The sequence below is a fragment of the Nocardioides sp. genome (assembly GCF_041600255.1).
GTDB lineage: Bacteria > Actinomycetota > Actinomycetes > Propionibacteriales > Nocardioidaceae > Nocardioides.
Genome location: NZ_JBFIKK010000039.1, coordinates 1 through 24,410, shown reverse-complemented (window position 1 = coordinate 24,410; position 24,410 = coordinate 1). Strand labels below are relative to the sequence as shown.

At 72.0% G+C, this 24,410-nt stretch carries 22 protein-coding genes; 7 read left to right on the top strand and 15 right to left on the bottom strand.

The features are described from left to right. The 3 genes from ABZE72_RS06930 to ABZE72_RS06920 form a co-directional block, all read left to right on the top strand. Nucleotides 1–1,049: NAD(P)-dependent alcohol dehydrogenase (locus ABZE72_RS06930; protein ID WP_372728279.1), on the top strand; the 1,049-nt coding region annotated here is incomplete at its 5' end. A gap of 10 nt (nucleotides 1,050–1,059) precedes the next feature. Next, nucleotides 1,060–2,091, top strand: coding sequence for a class I fructose-bisphosphate aldolase (locus ABZE72_RS06925; protein ID WP_372728278.1), 1,032 nt, complete (start codon nucleotides 1,060–1,062; stop codon nucleotides 2,089–2,091). Nucleotides 2,092–2,105: 14 nt separating this feature from the next. Continuing rightward, nucleotides 2,106–3,104, top strand: a complete 999-nt coding sequence (locus ABZE72_RS06920) for a zinc-dependent alcohol dehydrogenase family protein (protein WP_372728277.1) — start codon at nucleotides 2,106–2,108, stop codon at nucleotides 3,102–3,104. A 123-nt stretch (nucleotides 3,105–3,227) separates the two neighbouring features. Here the strand turns inward: ABZE72_RS06920 and ABZE72_RS06915 are convergent, their stop codons facing one another. After that, a complete protein-coding gene (locus tag ABZE72_RS06915; protein WP_372728276.1) occupies nucleotides 3,228–5,825 on the bottom strand; it encodes a thrombospondin type 3 repeat-containing protein in 2,598 nt (865 codons plus the stop codon). Between the two features lie 250 nt (nucleotides 5,826–6,075). Between ABZE72_RS06915 and ABZE72_RS06910 the strand changes: the two genes are divergently transcribed. Beyond that, nucleotides 6,076–7,749, top strand: a complete 1,674-nt coding sequence (locus ABZE72_RS06910; protein WP_372728275.1) for a SpoIIE family protein phosphatase — start codon at nucleotides 6,076–6,078, stop codon at nucleotides 7,747–7,749. Between the two features lie 19 nt (nucleotides 7,750–7,768). Here the strand turns inward: ABZE72_RS06910 and ABZE72_RS06905 are convergent, their stop codons facing one another. The 8 genes from ABZE72_RS06905 to ctlX all read right to left on the bottom strand — a co-directional run bounded on the left by ABZE72_RS06905 (nucleotide 7,769) and on the right by ctlX (nucleotide 16,660). After that, on the bottom strand, nucleotides 7,769–8,953 hold the full coding sequence (locus ABZE72_RS06905) for a hypothetical protein (protein ID WP_372728274.1): 1,185 nt from the start codon (nucleotides 8,951–8,953) through the stop codon (nucleotides 7,769–7,771). A 5-nt stretch (nucleotides 8,954–8,958) separates the two neighbouring features. Further along, entirely contained in the window at nucleotides 8,959–9,843 is an 885-nt protein-coding gene (locus ABZE72_RS06900; RefSeq protein WP_372728273.1) for a cytochrome c biogenesis CcdA family protein, read from the bottom strand. Further along, on the bottom strand, nucleotides 9,840–10,580 hold the full coding sequence (locus ABZE72_RS06895) for a DsbA family protein (protein ID WP_372728272.1): 741 nt from the start codon (nucleotides 10,578–10,580) through the stop codon (nucleotides 9,840–9,842). Before ABZE72_RS06895 ends, ABZE72_RS06900 begins: the two co-directional genes overlap by 4 nt. Next, on the bottom strand, nucleotides 10,564–11,055 hold the full coding sequence (locus tag ABZE72_RS06890; protein WP_372728271.1) for a hypothetical protein: 492 nt from the start codon (nucleotides 11,053–11,055) through the stop codon (nucleotides 10,564–10,566). Before ABZE72_RS06890 ends, ABZE72_RS06895 begins: the two co-directional genes overlap by 17 nt. Beyond that, nucleotides 11,052–11,729, bottom strand: coding sequence for an ArsR/SmtB family transcription factor (locus ABZE72_RS06885; RefSeq protein WP_372728270.1), 678 nt, complete (start codon nucleotides 11,727–11,729; stop codon nucleotides 11,052–11,054). The genes ABZE72_RS06890 and ABZE72_RS06885 overlap by 4 nt, the downstream gene beginning before the upstream one ends. A gap of 84 nt (nucleotides 11,730–11,813) precedes the next feature. After that, nucleotides 11,814–12,767, bottom strand: coding sequence for an NAD(P)-dependent alcohol dehydrogenase (locus tag ABZE72_RS06880; protein ID WP_372728269.1), 954 nt, complete (start codon nucleotides 12,765–12,767; stop codon nucleotides 11,814–11,816). Next, nucleotides 12,764–15,517: an HAD-IC family P-type ATPase gene (locus ABZE72_RS06875; protein ID WP_372728268.1), complete on the bottom strand. Its 2,754-nt coding sequence runs from the start codon at nucleotides 15,515–15,517 to the stop codon at nucleotides 12,764–12,766. The genes ABZE72_RS06880 and ABZE72_RS06875 overlap by 4 nt, the downstream gene beginning before the upstream one ends. A 105-nt stretch (nucleotides 15,518–15,622) precedes the next feature. Continuing rightward, nucleotides 15,623–16,660, bottom strand: coding sequence for a citrulline utilization hydrolase CtlX (ctlX, locus tag ABZE72_RS06870; RefSeq protein WP_372728267.1), 1,038 nt, complete (start codon nucleotides 16,658–16,660; stop codon nucleotides 15,623–15,625). A 98-nt stretch (nucleotides 16,661–16,758) separates the two neighbouring features. Here ctlX and ABZE72_RS06865 point away from each other — a divergent pair, with 98 nt between their 5' ends. Further along, nucleotides 16,759–17,997 carry an MFS transporter gene (locus ABZE72_RS06865; protein ID WP_372728266.1) on the top strand — a complete coding sequence of 413 codons (1,239 nt, stop codon included), beginning with the start codon at nucleotides 16,759–16,761 and terminating at the stop codon, nucleotides 17,995–17,997. A 30-nt stretch (nucleotides 17,998–18,027) separates the two neighbouring features. Here ABZE72_RS06865 and ABZE72_RS06860 read toward each other — a convergent pair whose 3' ends face one another. Both ABZE72_RS06860 and ABZE72_RS06855 read right to left on the bottom strand, forming a co-directional pair. Then, on the bottom strand, nucleotides 18,028–18,762 hold the full coding sequence (locus tag ABZE72_RS06860; protein ID WP_372728265.1) for a hypothetical protein: 735 nt from the start codon (nucleotides 18,760–18,762) through the stop codon (nucleotides 18,028–18,030). After that, a complete protein-coding gene (locus ABZE72_RS06855) occupies nucleotides 18,759–19,412 on the bottom strand; it encodes a SatD family protein (protein ID WP_372728264.1) in 654 nt (217 codons plus the stop codon). The genes ABZE72_RS06860 and ABZE72_RS06855 overlap by 4 nt, the downstream gene beginning before the upstream one ends. A gap of 104 nt (nucleotides 19,413–19,516) precedes the next feature. On the opposite strand from ABZE72_RS06855, the gene ABZE72_RS06850 reads away from it, so the two are divergent. Then, on the top strand, nucleotides 19,517–20,815 hold the full coding sequence (locus ABZE72_RS06850) for an APC family permease (RefSeq protein ID WP_372728263.1): 1,299 nt from the start codon (nucleotides 19,517–19,519) through the stop codon (nucleotides 20,813–20,815). Between the two features lie 15 nt (nucleotides 20,816–20,830). Here ABZE72_RS06850 and ABZE72_RS06845 read toward each other — a convergent pair whose 3' ends face one another. Beyond that, nucleotides 20,831–21,292, bottom strand: a complete 462-nt coding sequence (locus tag ABZE72_RS06845; RefSeq protein ID WP_372728262.1) for a hypothetical protein — start codon at nucleotides 21,290–21,292, stop codon at nucleotides 20,831–20,833. A 113-nt stretch (nucleotides 21,293–21,405) separates the two neighbouring features. On the opposite strand from ABZE72_RS06845, the gene ABZE72_RS06840 reads away from it, so the two are divergent. Continuing rightward, nucleotides 21,406–22,140 (top strand): response regulator, encoded by a 735-nt coding sequence (locus ABZE72_RS06840; protein WP_372728261.1) that lies wholly within the window; start codon nucleotides 21,406–21,408, stop codon nucleotides 22,138–22,140. Here ABZE72_RS06840 and ABZE72_RS06835 read toward each other — a convergent pair. The 3 genes from ABZE72_RS06835 to ABZE72_RS06825 form a co-directional block, all read right to left on the bottom strand. Further along, complete coding sequence (locus ABZE72_RS06835) at nucleotides 22,129–22,788, bottom strand: signal peptidase I (protein ID WP_372728260.1); 660 nt, start codon at nucleotides 22,786–22,788, stop codon at nucleotides 22,129–22,131. The two genes, ABZE72_RS06840 and ABZE72_RS06835, sit on opposite strands and share 12 nt — an antisense overlap. A gap of 96 nt (nucleotides 22,789–22,884) precedes the next feature. Beyond that, nucleotides 22,885–23,505, bottom strand: coding sequence for a TasA family protein (locus ABZE72_RS06830; RefSeq protein ID WP_372728259.1), 621 nt, complete (start codon nucleotides 23,503–23,505; stop codon nucleotides 22,885–22,887). 167 nt (nucleotides 23,506–23,672) lie between these two features. Beyond that, nucleotides 23,673–24,410: isocitrate lyase/phosphoenolpyruvate mutase family protein (locus ABZE72_RS06825; RefSeq protein ID WP_372728258.1), on the bottom strand; the 738-nt coding region annotated here is incomplete at its 5' end.

The window sequence follows — 24,410 nt, the reverse complement described above, 5'->3', positions numbered from 1 at the left end:
TGCCGGGCTGGCACAGCAAGCCGGTCCTGAGTGAGGTCCCCGAGCCCGAGCCGGGGCCGGGCCAGGTCGTCATCCAGGTGGGCGGAGCCGGGGTCTGCCACTCCGACCTGCACCTGATGTCCGACTTCGAGTCCGGACAGCTGCCCTGGGAGCCGCCGTTCACCCTCGGCCACGAGAACGCCGGCTGGGTGCACCGGGTGGGCGCCGGGGTCCACGGCTTCGAGCCCGGTCAGCCGGTCGCCGTCACCGGCGCGTGGGGCTGTGGCACCTGCGCTCGATGTCGCGACGGCGTCGAGATCTACTGCGAGAACCTCGCCGAGGCCCCGGTCCCGGGAGGCGGCGGCGGGCTGGGCCTCGACGGCGGGATGGCCGACTTCATGCTGGTCCACGACTCCCGGTTCCTGGTGCCGCTGCCGGACGGCCTGGACCCTGTCCACGCCGCCCCGCTGACCGACGCCGGCCTGACGCCGTACCACGCGATCAAGCGGTCGCTTGCCAAACTGACCCCGGACGCCACGGCCGTGGTGATCGGCGCCGGTGGGCTCGGCCACATGGCGGTGCAGATCCTCAAGGTGATGTCGTCGGCAGCCGTCATCGTCGTCGACCCGCTCAAGGCGGCGCGCGACCTCGCCCTCTCGGTCGGTGCCGACGTCGCGCTCGAGCCGGGCGAGGAGCTGGTGGCCACGATTCGCGAGCACACCCGTGGCAGAGGCGCCGACCTGGTCCTCGACCTCGTCGGCTCGGACAGCACCCTGGCCGACGCGGCGGGCATGACCCGCTCGCTGGGCGACCTCACCATCGTGGGCATCGCCGGTGGCACCCTGCCGGTCTCGTTCTTCAGCCAGGCCTACGAGGTCAGCATCCAGACCACCTACTGGGGGACCCGCCACGAGCTCGGCGAGGTGCTGGAGCTCGCCGCCCGCAAGCTCATCGCGGCCGAGGTCCACCCCCACCCGCTGGAGGACGGCCCCGAGGTCTACCGCCAACTGAGGGCCGGGGAGATCGCCGGGCGCGCCGTGCTCCAGCCCTCGATGTTGTACGACCCGTGAGCAGCAGAGGATGACCAGACCGATGAACGTGAGCATCACGTCGATGATCCGCACCGCCCAAGCGGTGACCCGGGAGGGCCGCGGCATCCTGGCCGCCGACGAGAGCTCCCCCACGATGGCCAAGCGGCTCGCCGCCGTCCGTGTCGACTCCACCGAGGAGACCAGGCGGAGCTACCGCGAGATCCTGCTCAGCACCCCGGGCCTGGAGGAGTTCGTCGGTGGGGTGATCCTCTTCGACGAGACCATCCGGCAGCAGACCCGCGACGGCAAGCCGTTCGCCCGGCTCCTCAGCGATCGCGGCATCGTGCCGGGGATCAAGGTCGACCTGGGCATCCGCCCGCTGGCCGGCTCGCCAGACGAGGTCGTCACCGAGGGCCTGGACCGGCTGCGCGAGCGCCTCGTCGAGTACGACGCGATGGGAGCCCGGTTCGCGAAGTGGCGGGCCGTGCTCCGGATCGGCGACGGTCGACCGACGACGGCCTGCATCGAGGCGAACGCGCATGCGCTGGCCCGCTACGCCGCGCTCTGCCAGGAGGTAGGGCTGACCCCGATCGTGGAGCCCGAGGTGCTGATGGACGGCGCCCACGACCTCGACGAGTGCGCCCGGGTCACCGAGGCCGTCCTGCACTGCGTCTACGACCAGCTGGCCCGCCAGCACGTGATCCTCGAGGCCACCCTGCTCAAGCCCAACATCGTGCTGCCGGGGACCACCTGCCGCACTCCGGCCAGTGACGAGGAGATCGCGGACGCCACCCTGACCACGCTGCGCCGCACGGTGCCGGCCGCCGTACCCGGCATCCTCTTCCTCTCCGGGGGCCAGAGCGACCAGGAGGCCACCGCGCGACTCGACCAGATCAACCGCCGTGGCCACGAGCCCTGGGAGCTGAGCTACTCCTTCGGACGCGCCCTGCAGGCACCCGTGCTGCGCGCCTGGGCCGGGGACAACTCCCACCGCACGGCGGCACAGGCCGCCCTCCTGCACCGGGCCCGCCTCAACGCCGCCGCCCGCGCGGGGGCCTGGCTGCCCGAGATGGAGGACTGAGCGGGGTGGCGACCATGCAGGTCTGGTCTGCCGACGCCCCCGCACCGGCGTCGCACCGGCGCCTGACCCTGCAGCCGCGCGAGCGTCCGACTCCCCGACCCGACGAGATCCTCGTCCGCGTCACGGCCTGCGGACTGTGTCGTACGGACCTCCACCTCGTCGAGGGCGACCTCGAGCCCCGTCGACCGGGGGTGGTCCCCGGCCACCAGGTGGTCGGGCGGGTCGCGATCCCGGATGCGGCCACGGGCCGGTTCGACGTCGGCCAGCGGGTGGGGATCGCCTGGCTCCGGGGCACCTGTGGTGCGTGCCGGTGGTGCCGTCGCGGTGCCGAGAACCTGTGCCCCGCGTCGCTCTACACCGGCTGGGACGTCGACGGAGGGTTCGCCGAGTACGCCGTGGCGCCCGCCTCCTTCGCCTACCGTCTTCCCAAGGAGTACGACGACATCGCGGCGGCTCCCCTGCTGTGCGCCGGAATCATCGGCTACCGGGCACTGCGCCGGGCACTGCTCCCTCCCGGGGGTCGGCTCGGGATCTACGGCTTCGGCTCCAGCGGGCACCTCACGGCGCAGATCGCCCGCGCCCAGGGTGCCGACGTCTACGTGATGACCCGTGGCGAGGCCAACCGTGCGCTGGCACGCGAGATGGGCGCCACCTGGGTGGGCTCCGCCCACGAGAGCCCCCCGCGGCTGCTCGACTCAGCCATCGTCTTCGCTCCGGCCGGCGACCTGGTCCCGCCCGCGCTGGCCGCCCTGGACCGGGGCGGCACGCTGGCCCTGGCCGGCATCCACCTGAGCGACGTGCCGTCGCTGAACCACCAGCAGCACCTCTTCCAGGAGCGCGACCTGCGCACCGTCACGTCGAACACGCGGCGCGACGGCGAGGAGCTGCTCCGGCTGGCGGCCCGGCTCGGTGTCCGTGCGCGGGTGACGCGCTACCCGTTCGAGCGTACGGCGGACGCGCTGGCGGACCTGGCCGCCGATCGACTCTCAGGGTCGGCCGTCGTCGTTCTCTGAGCTGCTCGAACCACGTGCCGGGGCCGCGCCCGACCGCGCCGACGTCGAGCTCCGGACGCAGAGCGGCCCCCGACTCCCCCGGCGTGCTGCCGGGCGGGTCGGGGGCTGACTCAGGCCAGCGGACTACGGGGTGCCCTTCTTGCCCTTCTGCGGGTACGACGTGGCGTCGTAGGGATCCGTGCCGTGGGCCCGCTCCTTGGCGTTGGAGTGCCCGTCCCCGTCGATGTCCTTGTCGCAGGCATCGCCCTCGCCGTCACCGTCCAGATCGGCCTGGTCCGGGTTCGGCACCTTCACGCAGTTGTCGCGGTCGTCCGGGACGCCGTCGGAGTCCCGGTCCACGCCAGCCGCCCCGTGCACGACCGTGCGGACGTCGGTGGCCAGCACCTTGTTCCGCTGGGTCCACACCGTACGCAGCTCGTGGCTGCCCACGGGCACGGTGATGTCGATCGCGAACGTGTCCGGGCCGTGGCTGGCCTCGACCTTCTCACTGGCCACCTCGACACCGTCGACGAAGACCGTCACGGTCTCGTTCGAGGGCACCGGGCACCCGCCCGGCGCCGGGCCGGCCACGGTCGGGCAGGCGTCGGCGCTGTCCAGGACGCCGTCACCATCGGTGTCGACCCCCTCTCCCCCGCCGCCGGAGGTCACGATCGTGGCCTCGAGGGTGTACTCCGTCGACGGCACTCCGACGATCAGGTACGGATCGACGTGGATGTTGAGCGTGCCCTGCACGTCCTCGAGCACGAGTCGCTCCGGCTGCGCCGCCGAGGCGGCCTGGCCCTGGGCAGCACCGGTGACGTACAGGTCGAGGTCGCTCGGGTCCGCCCAGGAGAGCAGCAGTTCCACGGTGCTCTTCTCGGGCACGTCCAGGGTGAACCGGTGACCGGCTCCCCCGGTCTCGCCCAGGGTGCTGTCGGTGACCGTGAACGAGTTGCCCTCGGGCTGCTGGAGTCCGGTCGTGCCGAGCAGACCGGCCGCGGTCGAACCACGGCTGGTGCGGGTCGGCGTGGCGGACCGAGTGGTGGTGCCGTCGGTGCCGGCCGGTGCCGCCACGTCGACCGCGCCGGCGTCCGGCGCCCGGTCATCGGCGATCACGGTCCACATGTTCGTGGGCGCGCGGTAGCTGGTGAGGGCGAAGACGTCGTACGGCGCCGTGACCTTGGCACCGGCGAGGTAGCTGCGCGGGATGCGGAAGGTCACGGTGTCGGCGACCGCGTCCCACTCGGACCACTCGCTGGGCAGGTGCGTCTCCATCGAGCGGTCGTAGGTGACGACGTCGGCGGAGCTGCGCGGGTCGGGGATCGTCGACTCGATCTCACGACCGCCGATGCTGACGCCGTACTTCGGCAGCGCGACCAGGCCCTCGGGCCACAGTTCGCTGACCTTGACGGTGGCGACGACATCGAGATCGGTCACCTCGACCTGCAGGTTCTGCAGGTCGGTCACCGGAGTCAGCGAGTCACCCTCGGGGTCGTCGTGCGAGGCCGTCGTCGAGGTCGGGCCGGCGTCGAGCGGGATCCGCTCGACCGTGCCCGCCACGTGCACGTGACCGTCGTCGGTCTCGTGGCCGTGGGCGGGCGTGCTGATCGACATCGTCGGCGTGCTGGTCGCGACCGGGTCCGGGGTCCAGTCCGTGCGCTCACCGGGCACCGCACCCAGGTCGGGCTGCGGGCAGTCCCACACCGATCCGGTGGAGGAGGCGTAGTGGTGGTCGTCCGGGTGCTGGACCTGGAACGAGTTCGAGCCGTCGCCGGCCACGTCGTTGGGGTGGAGGTGGTCGTCCTCGGTCACGGCGCCGTCACCGTTGACGTCGAGGTACTGGCTCATCCGGGTGGCGAAGCCCTCGACGTTGAGCGTGGAGACGCACTTGTTCTGGCCGGCCGGGTCGGCGCTGTAGGCCATGATGTCGGTGGTCGGCACCGGGCCCCAGTCGCCCTCGGCGCCGTCGCCGACGTGACCCAGGGTCAGGCAGTGACCGGTCTCGTGCAGGACCAGGTCGAAGAGCCCGAACGTGTCGGTCGTGCCGGGCACCGGGTCGATCGCTCCGTTGACGGAGAAGCAGACGTTGCCGCCGGCTCCGCCGCAGTCCTCGACGTAGTAGCCGCCGCCGTCACCGTGGTGACCGTCGTAGCCGGGCATCCCCTCCCAGGTGTCCAGGGAGAAGGGGTTCTGGATGTTGTGGCAGGGCACCCCGTTCTCGTCGAAGATGCCGAGCGCGTCGGTGAGGTAGACGGGGTCGATGCCGATCCCGATCCCGCCGGCCGGGTTGGTCGCGATGACCACGATCTCCGGGTCGTAGAGCGGGTAGGTGCTCGGCTCCTCACCCTCGGTGAGGCTGACGATGTCCGGGCTGATGTGGAACTTCACCCCGTCGCGGAGCCAGTCGAGACCCATCTCGTCGGAGAGGTACTCGATGCCCCCCTCCCAGGCCTCGACGGCCTGACGCAGGATCCGCAGGTCACGCTCGGCGGTCGGCGACGCCGGGACCAGCACGGCCACGTCGATGATCGGGGAGTCCAGGGCGTTCAGTCCGAGCTTGCCGTGGTAGCAGATGTTGTCGGGGTTGTCCCGACCCATGTCCTTGATGCAGCCGGGGGGCAGGTTCTTGTCACCGAAGTAGGGGCCGACGTAGTCGTCCCCGGGACTCGCGGCGGTGGGGGCGGCCAGGCCTGCTGCGGCGAGCACCAGGGAGGCTGCCACGAGGGACAGACGAAGCAACATGCGGGATTCTCCAGGGGGTAGGCGGAGGACCGAGGCAAACGACGAGTGGAGGGACTCGCCCCACGGGTGTTGTCATGGACAGCAACTGGTCTGGTCCGGATTGGTTACGCTCCGGCGCGCGACGACCACGGACAGCATCGTCCAAACTCGCCCACAGGGCTAGCATGCGCGACGTGACTGCTGCGCCGAGCGGACGACTCGGGCCCCCCGCCGACCCACCCCTTGCGACCTCGACCCGGACGGGGTCGGCGTGAACCTCACCCTGCCCCGGCTGCGTGAGGGCGAGGGCCGGGACGCCCAGCTGCTCACCGCCCAGCTCGACCTGCTCTCCGGGGTGGTGGCCGGCTCACCGATCGGGCTGGCCCTCGACGCCCTGCTGCGCGTGGTCGAACGGGTCTCCACCACCGGGCTGCTGGCCTCCGTGCTCCTCCTCGACGACGAGGGGCGCCACCTCACGCACGGAGCCGCACCGAGCCTCCCGGAGGACTACTGCCGGGCGATCGACGGCGTCGAGATCGGTCCGGCCGTGGGATCCTGCGGTACCGCTGCCTTCCGACGGCGCCAGGTCATCGTCGAGGACATCGCCCACGACCCGCTCTGGGAGAACTTCAAGGATCTCGCCCTCGCCGCCGGCCTCCGCTCCTGCTGGTCGACCCCGATCTTCGGGGTGGGCGGCCGCCTGCTCGGCACCTTCGCCATGTACTACCCCCTGCCGTCCGCGCCGACCCCGAAGGACCGGGCCCTGATCGACGTCCTGGTCCGCACCGTCTCGCTGGCGCTGGAGCGCAGCCTGCTCGACGAGGAACGTGAACGCGAGCTCGCCGCCGAGCGGACCCTGGCGCTGGCCTTCCAGCGCAGCCTGCTGCCGGAGGTGCCCACCCGGATCGGCGACGTCCAGATCGCCGCGCGCTACCGGACCGGCGACCCCGGGGTGCACGTGGGCGGTGACTGGTTCGACGCAGTGGCGGTCGACGAAGGTCTCTTCCTCGTCGTGGGCGACGTCCAGGGCCACGACGTCCAGGCAGCCGCCCTGATGGGTCAGCTCCGCACCGTCGTCCGGGCCGCCGCCTGCGAGGGGCACTCCCCCGCGAGTGTCCTGGCCCGCACGGCCGACTACCTCGACCGGCTCGACACCGAGCTGCTGGCCACCGCTCTGGTGGTCCACGTGGACGTCCGCGCGCAGCTGCTCACCGTCGCCTGCGCCGGCCACCTGCCGCCCGCCGTCCTCGTCTCGACCCCGACCGGCACCGAGGTGTGCCTCGTCGACGTCGAGACCGGCCCTCCCCTGGGCATCGGCGAGTGCTGGGACGAGCGCAGCACCCAGCTCTCCCAGGATGCGGTCCTGCTCCTCTACACCGACGGCCTGGTCGAGACCCGCACGTGGGACATCGACGAGGGCGTCCACCAGCTGCACACGACCCTGGCAGCGCTGCCGACGGGCGCCTCCCCGGGCGCTGTCCTCGACGCCGCCCTCGAGCTGATCCCGGCCGGAAACCGCGGCGACGACGTGGCCGTCCTGGCCGCCCGCATCCCGTCGAACAGCCTCGACCTGCGCCACGAGGTCGAGCGCTCGTTGCCGGCCCAGCCCATGTCGGTGCCGCTGGCACGGTGGTGGGCGCGCGGCTGGCTGGGTGCCCTGCCCGTGCCCGCCGACCCGGTCGACAGCACGCTGCACCTGGTCTCCGAGCTGGTCTCCAACGCCGTGCGTCAGGGCGACGGGCCGATCCGGATCCGGCTGGAGCTCGCCGAGCGGTCCCTGCGAGTGGAGGTCTTCGACCACGGCCACCGAATGCCCCGGCTCACCACCCCGGGGCCGGACTCGACCGGAGGCCGTGGACTGCAGCTGGTCGACGCACTGGCCGAGCAGTGGGGCGTCCGCACGGAGCTCGACGGAAAGACGGTCTGGGCCCTCCTCGTCTGGTGACGGGGCCGGGGCCCACGGCTCACCCCGCGGGGAGCAGCCCGCCGGGCGCCACGATCAGCGGGCAGCGCTCCACGCCCTCACGCTCGCGGCACGGGCGACTCTCGCCGTAGAGCTCCACCGGCGCTCCCCGCCGCGGCAGCCAGCTGAGCCGCATCGCCGCGAGCTCGCCCTCGTCGCGCAGCGTGTCGCGCTGCTGCCACTCCAGGCGTCCGCCCGGCTGCCACCAGGTGCGCACCTCGTCCAGCCGACCCAGCTGCGTCCAATCGCCGTCGTAGGTCCAGGTCTGGCGGGCGACCCCCGGGTCGCCGGCCTCCTCGGCCTCGCCGATCACGAATCGCGCCACGACCTCGGAGCCGATCTTGTCGAGGGTCTCGACCCGCCAGGAGCGTTCGTAGCCGTCCGGCATGCCGTACTCGGCCGCGACCTCTCCCGTCGCCGGATCGAGCTCGACGATGGTCTGCTCGACCACGCAGCCGCCACAGCTCTGGTCCTCCCCGTTGTCCTGCATCAGGACCAGCAACGCGGCGCCGTCCCGGCTCGGGAGCAGGGAGACCACCGGCTCGTCGCGCAGCACCTCCGTCGGCACACCGTCCTCGATGCGCAGCACGCCGTGGTCGGTCCGGGTGTCGTCCTCACTGTTGATGCCCCACTGCACCCAGGTCACGCCGGCGAGGGTGTACGCCGCGTGGTGGAGCGACAGCTCCGCGGTGTCCTCCTCGAGCTGGTCGGTCTCGACCGCGCTGTCCGGCACGTCGATGGTGCGCGGCCTGGTCAGGTCGGTGGCGAGGACGACGATCCGGTTGCGGCGATCGTGGCGCACGGTGATCGCCTCGGGAGTCACCCCCCACTGGCCGTTGATGCGGCGCTCGGCCTCGACCTCGCCGGTGACCGGGTCGATCACCTGGAGCCGACTGCCGCTGGGGCGAGCCAGGACCCGGCCGTCCGCGAGCCAGGTCGCGTCGTCGAGACGACCGAGTTCGCGCGACTCGCCACCGACCACCACGCTCCAGTGGAAGGCCCGCGCCTTGAGCTCCTGGGCCAGGTACGCCGGGCCGGCCGGGACGACGCGCTCGCCCGCGGGCAGCACCGAGTCCACGACGGGGTCGCCCCCGCCGGCACGGCAGCCGACCAGCCCGAGGGCGAGGACGACGGCGAGGGTGAGCGCGGGGACGGCGAGGGGACCCGAGAGGGCACGAGGCGGCACGCCGCTCAGTCTGGCACCCGCTGCGTCGTCTTCCCGGCCTCCGCGTCCGCGTGGTTCGTCCCCGCGCCGCTGCGGCGCCAGGCGACGTACGCCGCGACGAGGGCGACCACGAGCAGCACTGCCCAGGCAGGCACCCCGGCGGTCCACTGGGTGACGGCCTGCTGGGCGCTGAACTCGAGATCGGTCAGGTCCCCGGCGCCGAGCGAGCCGGTGAGCCCGGCGGTGCCGTCGTAGCGCAGGAAGAGCACACCGATGCCCACGAACAGCAGCCCGGAGACCAGCGAGACCGTATGCACCCGCAGGCGCCCCAGCGCGACCGTGCGGCCCCGCAGCCAGCGCCGGCTGCCGAGGTCGTAGCGGTCCCACAGCCCGGCAAGCACCAGCAGCGGCGCGGCCATCCCGAGCGCGTAGACGGCGAGCAGCCCTCCGCCCTGCCAGGGCGACTCCTGGGTGGCGGCGACGGTGAGGATCGCGCCGAGCACCGGCCCGGAGCAGAAGCCGGCCAGTCCGTAGACGGCGCCGAGCATCAGGGTCGAGGCCCAACCGTCGCCGCCCCGGGCGGCCACGGCGGTGTTGAGCCGCTGCGAGAACGGGATCGTGAACCCCTTGCCCAGCAGCTGGAGCACGCCGAACCCGATGATCATCCAGCCGGCGATGCCGATCAGCAGCGGGCGATGGCCGTAGAAGATCGCCGAGGCCGCGCCGGCCCCGGTGCCGAGCGGCACCAGGGTCAGCAGCAGCCCGAGGTAGAAGACGAGCGTCCGGGCGACCAGGGCGCGCGGGCTGGTGAAGGCCATCGCGAAGAACGACGGGAGCAGCAGCGCGCTGCACGGCGAGAGCAGGGCGAGGACACCGGCGGCGAAGGCCGCCAGCACTCCCACGTCGCTCATCGGTCCGCTTCCGCCGCCGCCTGCTCGATGGCCTGCTCGAAGACCTCGGTGGGCTGGGCGCCCATCACCGGGACCCCGTTGATCACGAACGCCGGGGTGCCGGTGACCCCGATGGCCTGGCCCTGGGCGAAGTCCCGGGCGACGGCCTGCTCGGCGGCCGCCGAGGTCAGGTCCGTGCGGAACTGCTCGACGTCGAGTCCGATCTCGGCCGCGATCCCGGCCAGGTAGTCCTCGTCGAGACCGCCGGAGTTGGGCGGCAGCTGGTGGTCGTACAGCTCGTCGTGGAAGGCCCAGAAGCTGTCCTGGGCGGCCGCGGCACGCCCGGCCTGGGCAGCGGTCGTCGACTGCGGTCCGAGGTAGGGGAAGTCGCGCCACTCGATGCGGAGCGTGCCGTCCTCGACGTACTCCTCGATCAGCGTGGGCGCGGTGTCCCGGGCGAACTTGCCGCAGAACGGGCACTGGAACTCCGAGTAGGCGAGCATCACCACGGGGGCGTCCACCTCGCCCAGCGCCATCGGGTCGCCCGGCTCGCGGCGCACCAGCTGCTCCCAGGTGTCGTCCGGCGCTCGACCGGAGTCGTCGGCCCGGCTGGAGGACGAAGCGCCGCGGTCGGCGGCGTTGTCGGGGTCGTCGTTCCCGGCGGCACCGACGAGGGTGGCGATCAACGCGATCACGGCGACGGCAGCGATGGCGAGGGGAATCAGGGGGCTCTTGCGTCGATCAGACACGGGCAACATCTCCGAGAGTGGTGGTCGGGCAGGACAGCTCGCCGAGGAGCCGGCGGCGCAGCGCCCAGGCGAGCAGGGCGATGGCGAGGGCCTGGAGCACCGGCTGGACCGGCTCGAACCAGGTGATCGCACCGGCGCTGCCCAGGGCGAGCAGCACCAGCTTGTTGCAGACCGGGCAGCCGACCGCGAAGTAGGTCAGCCAGGCGCCGGCCCAGCCACCGCGCCGGGTCACGGTGACGTCCGGCTGCGCCGGTGCGGCGACGTAGGTCGCGACGAGGAGGCCGCCGAGCACCGAGGAGACGACGAGCGAGGGCATCGCCCACCAGGTCGGCGGGATCTGGCGGCCGAAGACGGGGTTCTCGATCAGGTCGGTGGGCAGGGCGACCACCAGGACGAACGCGAGCGCTGCGCCGGCCGCGGCCACCCAGCGCCGCAGCGGCCAGGCGGCAACGGCGCTCAGGCCCGAGGCGCGTAGGACGCTCACGAGGCGCCCACCTCGACGGGGTGGCCGTGCGTGCGCCACTCCAGCATGCCGTCCTCGAGTCGTCGGGCCGCCACGCCCTCCGCGCCCAGGACGCGCACGGCGTCGTGCGCCATCACGCAGAAGCTGCCGCGGCAGTAGGCCACCACCTCGGGAGCGTCGCGCAGCTCGGCCGCCAGCGCGGTCAGCGAGCCCAGCGGGACGCTGCGCGCCCCCGGGATGTGCCCGGCGAGGAACTCCTCCTCGGGCCGGACGTCGAGCAGGGTGATCTCGTCGTTCGCCAGCAGCCGGGTCAGCTCCTCGCGGGTGACCAGGCTGACGTCGCCCGAGCCGGGCAGGTTCAGGTACGCCTCCAGCGCCCGGCCCACGTCGGCCGAGCGCTCCCGGGCGACGGTGCGCATCGCGTCGTACAGCGCGGCGACGTCGTCGCCAGCGAGCCGGTAGTGCACCTTGGTGCCCTCGCGGCGGGTGCGCACGAGGTTGGCCAGCTTCAGCACCTGCAGGTGCGCCGAGACCGTGGTGAGGCCCATGTCGGCTGCCCGGGCCAGCCCGTCGACCGTGCGCTCGCCCTGGGCCAGCAGGTCCACCAGCTCCAGTCGCTTGGCGCTGCCGAAGGCCATGCCCACGACCGCGAGCTCGTCGAAGACCCGAGTACGTCGTTCCGCTTCGTCCACCATTCCTCCAATGATCTGTGGAAGAGCGTAGGACGGGATCGCGCGATCACCAACCGCGGCCGTGCACCGGGCCGACCCGCGGTCCGGTCAGGGGGTGACGACCACCTTCCCCAGCGCCCGTCCCTCACCCACGTGGGCAAGCGCCTCCGGCACCTCGTCGAGGGTGAACGTCCGGTCGACGTGCGTGCGCACCTCCCCCGCGGCACACAGGGCAGCCAGCGGCGCGAAGTGCTCCGGCCCCTCCTGCACGGCGAGCACCCCGATCGAGCGTCCACGCAGCCGCCCGACCAGCGTCCCCACCGTCAGTACCCGCAGGAGGGTGCTCACCGACCCGCCCACGCACCGACAGGTGCCGCCCGGGGCCAGGGCACGTCGGTAGTCGCGCACCGAGCGGTAAGCCACCAGGTCCAGGACCAGGTCGTACGGGTGGGCGGTTCGAGTGAAGTCGTGCCGCTCGTGGTCGATGACCTCGTGCGCGCCCGCGGACCGCATGAACTCCTGCTTGGCGGCGTTGTCGACGCCCGTGACGTGGGCGCCGAGCCGCGCGGCGAGCTGGACGGCGAAGAAGCCCGACCCTCCGCCGGCTCCGTTGACCAGGACCCGGCTCCCGGCCACGACCCCGCGCAGGCCCTGCCAGGCGATCGCCCCGGACTGCGGGATCGTGGAGGCCTCGACGAACGTGAGCCCGCTCGGCTTGGTGGCCAGGGCGGACTCCGCCACCAGCGCCTGCTCGGCGAAGCCGCCCTTCAGGGCGAGGTTGTCGCCGTAGACCTCGTCGCCTCGCCGGAAGCGGGTCACCCCGTCCCCGACCTCGTCGACGACTCCGGACAGGTCCGAGCCGAGGGTCCGGCAGGCCGGGGAGCGCAGTCCGCCCAGCCGCGCGTAGGCGGGTGATCCGCGCAGGCTCTCCCAGTCGCTGAGGTTGACCGAGGTCGCCACCACCTTCACCCGCACCTGGCCGGGGCCGGGCAACGGCAGCGGGACCTCCTCGACGCGCAGCACGTCGGGCGGCCCGTACCTGTCCTGGACGACTGCCTTCATCGACTTCCCTCCGATCCGACCGGGCGCCGCAGGCGCTTGTCCACCCCCACGACCAGGCTCGAGACGAGCGCGATCGCCAGGATCCGCAGCCACACGTCGAGGCCGATGGGGGCGGTGTCGAAGGTGGCGTTCATCGCGGGCAGGTAGGTAATGGCCAGCTGGCCTATCGCCTGCACGCTCACTCCCACCACGATCCAGCGGTTCGAGAACAGGCCGATCTGCCAGGCCGAGCGGGTCAACGAGCGACAGCTGAAGAGGTAGAACGCCTCGACCACCACGAAGAGGTTGAGGGCCGCGGTGCGAGCCTCGGGCAGGGCGGCACCGTGGGCCAGCTCCCACTGGAACAGCCACCAGGAGCCGGCCACCAGGAGCGTGGAGACCAGCAGGATCCGCACCATCAGGCCGCCGGTGAGCAGCGCCTGACCGGGGTCACGGGGCGGCCTGGTCATGATCCCCTCCTCCTTCGGCTCGAAGGCGAGCATCAGGCCGAGGGCGACCGCGCTGGTCATGTTGATCCACAGGATTTGGGTCGGGAGGATCGGCAGCGAGGCGCCCAGCATGATCGCCACCAGGATCACCATGCCCTCGCCGATGTTGGTGGGCAGGGTCCAGGTGATGAACTTCGTCAGGTTGTCGAAGACGCCACGGCCCTCCTCGACCGCGGCCTCGATGGTGGCGAAGTCGTCGTCGGTGAGCACCATGTCGGCCGCGTCCTTGGCCACCTCCGTGCCCACGCGACCCATCGCGATGCCGATGCCCGCCTGGCGCAGCGCAGGCGCGTCGTTGACACCGTCGCCGGTCATCGCGACCACGTGCCCTCGCGCCTGCAGCGCCTGCACCAGTCGCAACTTCTGCTCCGGGGACACCCGCGCGAAGACCCGGGCGTGCTCCACCGCCTCCCCGAACTCCTCGCTCGACAGGGCCGCCAGCTCGGTGCCGGTCAGCACCACTCCGGACGCGGGGCCGGCCTCGCCGTCGGCGTCGCCGTCCAGGAGGCCGACATGCCGAGCGATGGCCGTCGCGGTGGAGGCGTGATCGCCGGTGATCATCTTCACCGCGATCCCGGCGCTGCGGCAGGCCGTGACCGCGGCCGTGGCTGCTGCCCGCGGCGGGTCGAGCATGGCCTGCAGGCCGGTCAGGGTCAGCGTGCCGACCAGGCCCGTCTCGTCGAAGTCGTCCGGGCGCCCCACCCGTCGTACGGCGGTGGCCAGCACCCGCAGGCCGCCGGCGGCGAGCTCCTCGGCGGCCCGGAGGACGGCGTCCCGATCCAGGGCCCGCAGCTCGCCCCGGGTGTCCATCTGGGTGCCGCAGAGGTCCAGCACCCGCTCGAGGGCGCCCTTGGCCAGCACCACCCAGCCGGTGCCGGTGCCGCCGGTGTCCTCGGGGCCGTCGCTGTGCAGGGTGGCCATGAACTGGCGCTCGGAGCTGAACGGGATCGTCGCTCGCCGGGGCAGCAGATCGGCGACCTCCGCGGAACCCCACCCGGCCTTGTGGGCCACCACGACCATCGCGCCCTCGGTGGGGTCGCCGGCGACCGTCCACCGCCCGTCCTCCTCGGTCACGACGGCGTCGGTGCAGGCCGCGCCCGCCAGCAGGGACCAGCGCAGTGCCTGGTCGCTGCCGGTGGCCGGCGCACCCGTGGCGTCGAGCAGGGCACCCTGCGGGCTGTAGCCGGACCCGGTCGCCTCGAACCGGGCCTCGGGCGTCCAGATGGTGCGCACGGTCATCTGGTTCTCGGTCAGGGTGCCGGTCTTGTCGGAGCAGATGATCGAGGTGCTGCCCAGGGTCTCGACGGCGGGCAACCGTCGGATCACCGCGCGCCGCCGGGCCATCCGGGAGACCCCGATCGCCAACGTGATCGTGACCGCCGCGGGCAGCCCCTCGGGGATCGCTCCGACGGCGAGCGCGATCGCGGCGGTGAAGGTCTCGGCCGCCCCCTGTCCACGCAGCAGTCCCACCGCGAACGTCGCGGCGGCCAGCCCCAGGATGGCCACGGTCAGGATCCGGCTGAACTCGCCCAGCTTCTCGGTCAGGGGCGTCGCCAGCGGCTCGGAGGCGCCCACGAGCCGGTGGATCTCGCCGAGCTGGGTCTCCGCGCCGGTCGCCACGACGATGCCGGCTCCCCCTCCGGCGGTGACGAGCGTGCCGGAGTAGGCCATGTTCCGCCGGTCGGCCACCGCGAGCCGCTCGGGCAGCACCACCTCGTCCTTGGTCACCGGGGCGGACTCGCCGGTCAACGCCGACTCGTCCACCCGGAGCTCCCCGACCCGCACGAGCCGCATGTCAGCGGGCACCTTGTCGCCGGTCGCCAGCAGCACGAGATCCCCGGGCACCAGCTCCGCGGACGGCACCGTGCGCTCCCGACCGTCGCGCACCACGCGACCGAGCGTCTGGATCATCGACCGCAGCCCCTCCAGCGCGGCTTCGGCCTTGGACTCCTGGATGAAGCCCACGACCGCGTTGACCGCGACCACGCCGAAGATCACGGCGGAGTCGACGTACTCCCCGAGCCCTGCGGTGATCACCCCTGACGCCAGCAGCACGTAGATCAGCGGGTGGTGGAACTGCCGCTGCACGCGACGCAGCAGGCCGGCTCCCCCACCGGCCGGCAGGGCATTGGGCCCGAAGCGCGCCAGCCGATCCCCGGCCTCCCGATCACTCAGCCCGCGGTGCAGGTCGGTCTGCATCAGCAGCACCACCTCGTGGGCTGCCAGGCCGTGGTGCGCCGACGGCGGCACGGTCGCGATCATCGGCTCCCCATGCCCCCAGTGTCGTCCGCGGAAGCGGCAGGGGGAATCGGCAGAGGTCGGGGTACGACGGGACCATCGACCCCCCGCGAGGGGTGCGAGCAGGCGTCAGCCGGCGGCGACGTCCGCCATCGCCACGTCCTGGCCGTCGGGCGTGTGCGGGTTCTCGTCGATCGCCTCGACGGCGGCCGTGCGCTCGGGGTAAGCCGCGCGGCGACGGTCGAGGTGCACGCCGGCGATCATGCAGCGCACCGATCCACCGGCGAGCTCGATCGTGGGGATGTCGATCGCGACGATCTCGCAGGACTCCTCGATCACGGCGACCTGGTCGGGCCGCAGGCTGCGACGCGCCCGTGCGGACATCGCCATGATGTAGCGGCGGCGACCGTCCGGCGTACGCCCGCACAGCTCGACGGCGTTGCCGGCGAACTCACGGATCTGCTCCTCGGTCAGCTCGACGACCTGGCGGCCGTTGACCGAGAGCCGCTCGCGCACCTCGGCACGGCGCTGCAGGTCCGGGATCATCTCCAGGGCGATCATCGCGACGTCCGTGCCGATGCAGGCGATCACGTTGGTGTGGTAGACGGGCACGCCCGCCGAGTCGACCGCGTCGAAGGCCATCGGCTCGTAGCCGAAGTCGGTGCAGAACCGCTCCAGGACATGGGTGTCGGCCCGGTGGCTGCGCGCGGTGTAGGCCACCCGCGAGACGTGGTCGAGGACCATCGCGCCGGTGCCCTCGAGGAAGATGCCGTCGGGCTCGAGGCCCGAGTAGTCCACGATCGTCTGGACCCGGTACTGCGACTTGAGCATCTCGAGTACGTCGGCGCGACGTTCGTGGCGACGGTTGGAGGCGTACATCGGGTAGACCGCGATGTTGCCCCCGGCGTGGGTGGAGAGCCAGTTGTTCGGGAAGACGCTGTCGGGTCGGGTGTGGTCCTCGTCGTCGAAGACGTGCACGGTCACGCCGGCGTCGCGCAGCGCCTGGGCGACGGCGTCCATCTCGGCCAGCGCCTTGAGCGAGGTGGCCTCCTCGGACTGCCCCTCGGGCACGTCGCGCTGGAAGGCGTTGTCGGCGGCGGTGGCGTGGTTGGGGATGAACCGCTGCGCGCGGATCAGGATCACGGTCGACGGGGCTTGGGCACTCACGGGGGGAAATCTAGAGCATCGGGGCCTCGGACCCGCAGTCCGCGCACCCCCTCCGGCCATGCGTAGGGTCAGCACGTGCCCCCGCCTCCGACCACCCCATGAGCGTCCCCGAGCGAGCGGCCGGCCGGACCCCTGCCCGACTGCCGATCCCGGGAGAGCTCTGGGTGCTGATCGGGTCGGCCTTCGTGATCGCGATCGGCTTCGGCCTGGTCGCGCCGGTCCTGCCCGCCTACGCCCGGAGCTTCGACGTCGGCGTCGCGGCGGCCTCGGTGATCGTGTCCGCGTTCGCCTTCTTCCGCCTGGTCTTCGCCCCGGCCGGCGGCGCCCTGATCGCGCGGCTGGGCGAGCGCCCGGTCTACATCGCCGGACTGCTCGTCGTCGCGGCCTCGTCGCTGGCCACCGCGTTCGCGCAGTCCTACACGCAACTGCTGGTCTTCCGCGGCCTCGGCGGCATCGGGTCGACGATGTTCACCGTCTCGGCGATGGCCCTGCTGGTCCGCCTCGCTCCGCCGAGCATCCGCGGCCGGGTCTCTTCGGCGTACGCCAGCGCCTTCCTGGTCGGCGGCATGCTCGGCCCGGTGCTGGGCGGCCTGCTGGCGTCGTTCGGTCTTCGGCTGCCGTTCATCGTGTACGCCGTCGCCCTGGTGGTGGCCGCCGCGACCGTCGGCATCCGGTTGAGCGGCGCGAGCCTGCGTCCTTCGGTCGACCGACCCCAGGGGCCGCCGATGCTGCTGCGCGAGGCGCTGGGCCACCCGACGTACCGGGCAGCGCTGGCGTCGGGGTTCGCGAACGGCTGGTGCAACTTCGGGGTCCGGGTCGCGGTGCTGCCCCAGTTCGCCGTCTCGGTGTACGACCGCACCTGGGTGGCCGGGGTGGCGCTCGCGGTCGCGGCGGTCGGTACGGCGGCCACCTTGCAGGTCGCTGGTCGCCTCGCCGACTCGGTGGGCCGGCGGCCGCTGGTCCTCACCGGCCTGGTGGTGACCGCGGCCGGGCTGGGCCTGATCGGGCTCAGCGGCGACCTGCTGGTGCTGCTCGTGCTCTCCGCGGTCTCCGGCCTGGGTGCCGGGCTGGTCAACCCCGGCCAGCAGGCCAGCGTCGCGGACGTGGTCGGCTCGGACCGCAGCGGCGGCAGCGTGCTGGCCGCCTTCCAGATGGCTCAGGACTCCGGCGCCATCGTTGGCCCGATCCTGATCGGCATCGTCGCCGACCAGGCCGGCTACTCGTGGGCCTTCGGCGCGACCGCCCTGGTCAGCCTGGCCGCCCTGGTCCCTTGGCTGGTGGCCGGCGAGACCCTCCCCGACCAGGAGCCCGAGACGTCCGGTCAGCCGGACGGTTGAGCCGAGGCGAGTGGACCGGTGCGGGCTCGGTCAGGTCACGAGCAGCGCCAGCGCACCCAGTGCCACCAGCCAGCTGACGAAGCTGCCGACCAGGAAGTACTCGGTGAGCTGGTGGATCTGCTCCTGCTCGCGTCGTGAGGAGAGCTCGGGGAAGCGGAGCAGCCCCTTGGCGGCGACGACGAGGCTGGCCGCGGTGACGTGGCCGGCCAGGCCGAGCCCCAGGATCAGCACCCGCTCCATCGGGCCGAGCAACCGACCGCCCTTGAGCCGGGTCTCGGGGCCACCCTCGCCGCCGGAGCGGGTCGGGTTCACGGTCCCGGTGACGGCGAGCACCAGCCGGACCAGCACGTTGCCGGTGCTGAGCTGCACCAGGACCGCGCCCAGCAGCAGCAGGAACCGGTCCGGCGCCATCCCCGCCAGCAGCGGCAGCGCCAGCCCGTCGAGCCAGCTGCGCAGCGGTCCGTTCGGTGCGCCGGCGAGCCCGGAGAACGCCACCGCCGCGGTCATCGCGGAGCCCAGCACGACCAGGGGCACCCAGGGCGATCCACCGCCGAACCCCCGGCTGACGGTCTGCCCCCAGGCCACCACGGCGACGGCGACGAGCAGCAGGGCGACGATGTCGGCTCCCGCGGTCAGCCCGGCGAACAGCCCGAGCAACACCGCCGCGAACGCACCCACGACCTCGGGCACGACCTTCGTCGGCCGCACCGAGTAGGCGAGGTCGGCGATCCCCACCCCGACGAGCAACAGCCCGAGCCAGCTCATCGCACTCCCTCCAACAGTTCCTGGGCAGCCTCGATCACGACCAGGCCGTCGCCGCGCACCCGTTGCGAGACGGCGGAGGCGGAGATGCCCAGGTCGGCGGCGATCTCTGCCTGACTACGACCGGCGATGAGCTGGCCGAGGATCGTCGAGGATCGCTGCGAGAGCGATCCAACCATCTGGTCCCGACAGATCAGTGCAGCGTTGATCGGCTCGGCGAGTGGCCCCGGCGCACCCTCGCCCAGCCGGTACGCCGTACGGAGCTGTCGCAGGCCCGGCCGGGCCGCGTCCGCCTTGACCGCCTCGATCGCGTCCCGGGCCGCCCACCAGCCCGGCCCGTCCTCGACCCGCGGCTCCTGCTCGAGGACCGTCACCGCACCCCAGCCCAGGCCGTAGCGCAGTTCCACCTTGCCGGCCAGCGCCCACCGCAGGCGCCAGGTGGCCCGCATCGCGGTGCCGACGTCGGCGAAGGCGCCCTGGAACTCGTCCCCGGCCTGGAGGAGCAACGGGCTGGGCGGGTCGAACTCGGCGTTCAACCTCGCGACGGCAGCGGACAGGGCGCGGTGCAGTCCGGCCCGGTCCCGGGCGCCGCGCGAGCTCACGACGTCCCCGACCACGGTGGCGAGTGAAGTTTCTGCCTTCAGAGATGCCATATGAAGAGCATACCTTCTTCTGGCGCTTCTGAAGTATTGTCCTTCAGAGGGACTTCCTCCACCTCCGTGCCGGACCTGATGGGAGCTTTCCTAGGCTCGGGGTCATGACCACGGATGCGACGAAGCTCTCCCTGGCCGGATCCGTCTCGCTCGGGACGGGGGTGATGATCGGCGCCGGGATCTTCGCCCTGGTGGGTCAGGTCAGCGAACTGGCCGGCTCGCTGATGCCGGTCGCGTTCCTGGTGGGCGCGGTGGTGGTGGGCTTCAGCGCCTACTCCTACGCCACCTACTCGAACGCGAACCCTTCCTCGGGCGGGATCGCGATGCTCCTCAAGGCGGCCTACGGCCCCGGCGTGATCGCGGGCTCCTTCTCGTTCTTCATGTACGTCTCGATGGTGGTGGCCCAGAGCCTGTTGGCCCGCACCTTCGGCACCTACTCGTTGCGGCCCTTCGACCTGGCGGGGTCGGCCGTCCTGGTCCCCCTGCTGGGGGTCGCCGTGATCGCGGTGGCCGCCGTGGTCAACGTGGTCGGCACCGGTCTCGTCGAACGCTCGGCCACCGTCACCGCCGCCATCAAGATCGCCGGCATCAGCGCGCTGGCGATCGCGGCGATCGTGGCCACCGGCGCCTCCGGGTTCGGCAACCTCGTCGACCGCGCGGAGTCGGGCGGTCAGGGGCAGGGCGTGCTGGGCTTCCTGGCCGGTACGACGCTGTGCATCCTGGCCTACAAGGGCTTCACCACGATCACCAACCAGGGTGGCGACCTGAGAGACCCGAGGACCAACCTCGGCCGCTCGATCACCATCGCCATCGCGCTGTGCGCGGCGCTGTACCTGCTGCTCACCGTCTCCATCGCCGCCAGCCTGCCGGTCGACAGGATCGTCGAGGCCCGCGACTACGCCCTCGCGGCGGCGGCCGAGCCCCTCTTCGGCCCCTGGGGCGTCTGGCTCACGATCGCACTGGCGGTGGTGGCCACCTTCTCCGGGCTGCTGGCCAGCATCTACTCAGTCTCGCGGCTCTACGACATGTTGCGGGACATGAACCAGGCACCCGAACTGCCGTTCTCCGTCCGGCACCAGTCCTTGCTGATCACCGTCGGGCTGGCCATGGTCGTCACGGTCTTCCTCGACCTCAGCCGAATCGCGGCGATGGGCGCGCTGCTCTACATCGCGATGGACATCGCCGTCCACTGGGGCGTGATCCGTCACCTGAGCGTCGACATCGGCGCCAGGCGCTGGGTGCCGGCGGTGGCGATCGTCCTGGACGGGGTCGTGCTGGGCTCCTTCGTGGTCGTCAAGCTGCGCACCGACCCGCTGACCGTGGGAGTCGGCGTGGCAGTCGCTGCCGCGATCGTGCTCAGCCAGTGGGTCGTCGTACGCCGTCGTGACGCCCGCAGCACCTGACCCGCGCGGATCTGCTCAGAGGGGGCCGGTCTCGGTCTTCCGCCCGACGCAGGTGACCTGTCGGCTCCACAGCGGGCTCGTCCACGACGACAGGGTCGATCCGATCGTGATCGTCCAGGTGGTGGAGTTCTTGCCCCCGGTGTCGGGGGCGAGCAGGACCTGGGACCGCAGTCTGCCCTTCGCCGTCACCGAGGTGCCGTGGTCGCTGCTCAGGGTGAAGACGTACCCATCGGCGGCCGGCCCGCCGTCGGTGAAGTCGACGACCGTCACCTGCATCGCGTCCCCCAGGGGCGGGTTGCAGAGGTAGGTGCCGACGACGTTGGTCGGCGCCGCCATCGTCGCCACGGAGACCTGCAGTGTCGGTCGCGGTGGCGAGGCCACGGAGAACGCCGCCAGGGCCACACCGGGGACCAGGAGCACGGCCACGACGAGCAGCGCGACCGAGGCCGCGCGGCGGCTGCGATCGAGCAGGTTCATGAGCTGGCTCCGGGGTCGAGGGGGGTGGTGGCGCCCGCCCAGTCTCGCGGTCGAGCATCAAGCAGGGATGGGCACTGCCTCAAGAAAGCAGCAAGGTCTGGCATCATCAAGCCATGCCGACGACTGCCCCGGGTGAAGACCGCACTGCCCTCGTCGTCGAGGACGACGAGGACATCCGCGAGCTCATCAAGTTCACGCTGTCGACCCAGGGGTTCGCCGTGACGGCCGTCGACAGCGGCACCGCCGGCGTCGACGCGGTGCGCAGTCTCGACCCGGATCTGGTGACCCTCGACCTGGGCCTTCCCGGGATCGACGGCATGGAGGTCTGTCGTCGGATGCGCGAGATCACCGATGCCTACATCGTGATGATCACCGCCCGCGACGACGAGGTCGAGCGCCTGATCGGGCTCGAGACCGGTGCCGACGACTTCATCGCCAAGCCGTTCAGCCCGCGAGAGCTCAAGGCCCGGGTCAACGCGATGTTCCGTCGTCCGCGACGGGGTCCGGCGATCGCCGAGCCGGCGGCGGTCGGCCCGAACGACCACGAGATCCTGCGTCATGGCTCCCTCTCGGTCGATGTGGACGGGCGTCGTGCATTTCAGGAGGAGTCGGAGCTGTCGTTGACCCGCACCGAGTTCGACCTGCTCACCGAGCTCATGCGCACCCCCGCCCGTGTCTGGTCGCGGGAGGCGCTGCTCCGCGCGGTGTGGGACACCGAGTGGGCCACCGACACCCACCTGGTCGAGGTGCACATCGGGAACCTGCGCCGAAAGCTCGGCGAAGGCTCGGGCGCGAAACTGATCCGCACCGTGCGCGGGGTCGGTTATCGCATGGAGTCACCGGTCTGACTCCTCGTCCTGCGACGAGCTCCCCCAGATCAGGTTCAGCCCCAGCAGCACCAGGGCGACGATGGAGACCCACTGGATGCCGTGCTGGAACGCCGGCACCCGCAGGGCCTGGATCCCCTTGCCGATCTTCGGGACGACCGCCACGACCTCCCACACGGTGTCGCCCTCGATCGTCGCCGTCCACGGGTCCACGCCGGCGTTGTTGTCGCCCTTGGTGCGGATCGTGATCGCACCGGCGGGCGTGGTGTCCACCTCGGTGACCCGGTGGGTCTCGACCCGGTGGTCCTCGATCGGGATCTGGTAGCTGATCACGTCCCCCACCTGCAGCTCCGCCGCCGGGCGTTCCACCGTGACGACCACGTCGCCGGGCGAGATGCCCGGCTCCATGCTGCCGGTGAGCATCGTTGCGGTGCGGTAGCCGACCAGGTGCGGTCCGACGGCCAGGCCGAGGAAGAGCAGGAGGCCGATCAGCACCACGACGTTGAGCAGGTGGCCGGGCAGCCGGCGGCGTAGCGACGTACGGACGCCGGGGGTGACGTCGACGCCGGCGTCGAGATCAGGGTCGCCCGCCTGGAACGCGAGGATCGACAGGCGGCGGGCCGACGGACTCGGCGCACGGTGGCGGCCGATCGGGACTGCGTAGCTCATGTCGACTCCTGGTCAGGTCGGGCGAGTGGGGAGGGCTTCGGAAACTCCGACACCCGGGCTGCCACGGGGTGAAACCGGCGGCAGCCCGGGGTTGGGTCAGCGGGCCTCGGCGGCGCGCTGCGTGGCGTCGAAGGTGAAGGTGATCGCGTTCGACTTGCCCTGGAAGGAGTTGTCCGCGGCGACCGGCAGCGACATCGTGACCCGCAGGTTGGCGGCGGCCGCACCGGAGTTCAGGCTCGTGGTCGCGCTGCCCAGGTCGAGGCCCGACTGGAGCACCGGACGGGAGCTGATGATCGGCGTGGTGGTGCCGGCGCAGGTGAGCACCTTCGTGCTGGGGGTCATGACCCAGGCGGTCGAGCACTCGTCGACGCTGACCTGCAGGCCCTTGGTGGTGTCGCTGGTCAGGACGTTGCTGGTGCTGCCGGTGCTGGTGAGCAGGACCGAGCCGAACTTCTCGGCGGCGGCCGGGCGGGTCAGGGTCACCGAGCGCTGGACGGTGTCACCGGGGACCATGTTGGTCGCGTCGACCGTGGTGCCCAGGGTGCTGTGCTGGGTCAGGCCGAGGGTCAGGGTGCCGGTGGCGACGTTCTGGGTGGCGGCCGTGGTCGAGGTGAAGGCACCGAAGGTGCCGAGACCGGCGACGCTCGCGGCGCCGCCGACGAGGACGACCGTGGCGAGCAGCTTGGCGGAGTTCGTGCGCAGGGAGGTGGTGGTCATGATCGAGCCCTTCGATGTGGACCAGATCCGTGGGCGGTTCCGGTCGTTCCTGTTGATGAAGGGAACTCTGGTGGGCCTTCCACAAGGAACAGCCGCGGATTAGACAGGTGTGCACCGCAAGGGAACCTCAAGGAATCCTCACGTCGAGCGCGAGCCAGCCCTGCGGGTCAGTTCAGCAGGCGCATCGTGGGGGGTACGCCGCCTCCGCGGTGCACCTCCTCGACCAGCTCCTGGAGCGCGGTCAGGGCGACGTTCTGCGACATGGGCCCGAAGGAGACCCGGGCGACGCCCAGCTCCTGCAGTCGGGCGAGCGGCGGGTTGCCGGGGATCGCGATCGTCGTCAGCCGCTGCGGGCCGAATGCCTCGACCAGGGTGGTCACCTGGGCTTCGTCGAGGCGGGCCGGGACGAAGACCACGGGAGCGCCGGCGTCCAGGTAGGCCCTGCCGCGCTCGACGGCGGTGGCCAGGTTCTCGGCCGGGTCGTTGCCGCGGCCGAGATGGAAGGCGTCGGTGCGGGCGTTCAGGACGAAGTCGACGCCCTCCTGCTCGGCCGCCTTCATGATCTTCTCGACGTTCGCCGCGGCTTCGGCCAGCGGACGCATCTGGTCCTCGATGTTCGCGCCGACGATGCCGACCCCGATCGCCCGACGGACGGTCTCGGCCGGGTCGCCGTACCCGCCCTCGAGGTCGGCGGTGACCGGCAGCGACGTGGCGGCGGCGATCCGGCCGACCGCCTCGATCATCAGCTCGACCGGGATGTGCTCGCCGTCGGGGTAGCCGTACGACGCGGCGATCGAATGGCTGGCCGTGGCGAGGGCCGTGGTGCCCGGCACGTCGGCCACGACGGTGGCGCTGATGACGTCCCAGACGTTGACCAGGGTGAGCAGCTCGGGGGCCCGGTGCAG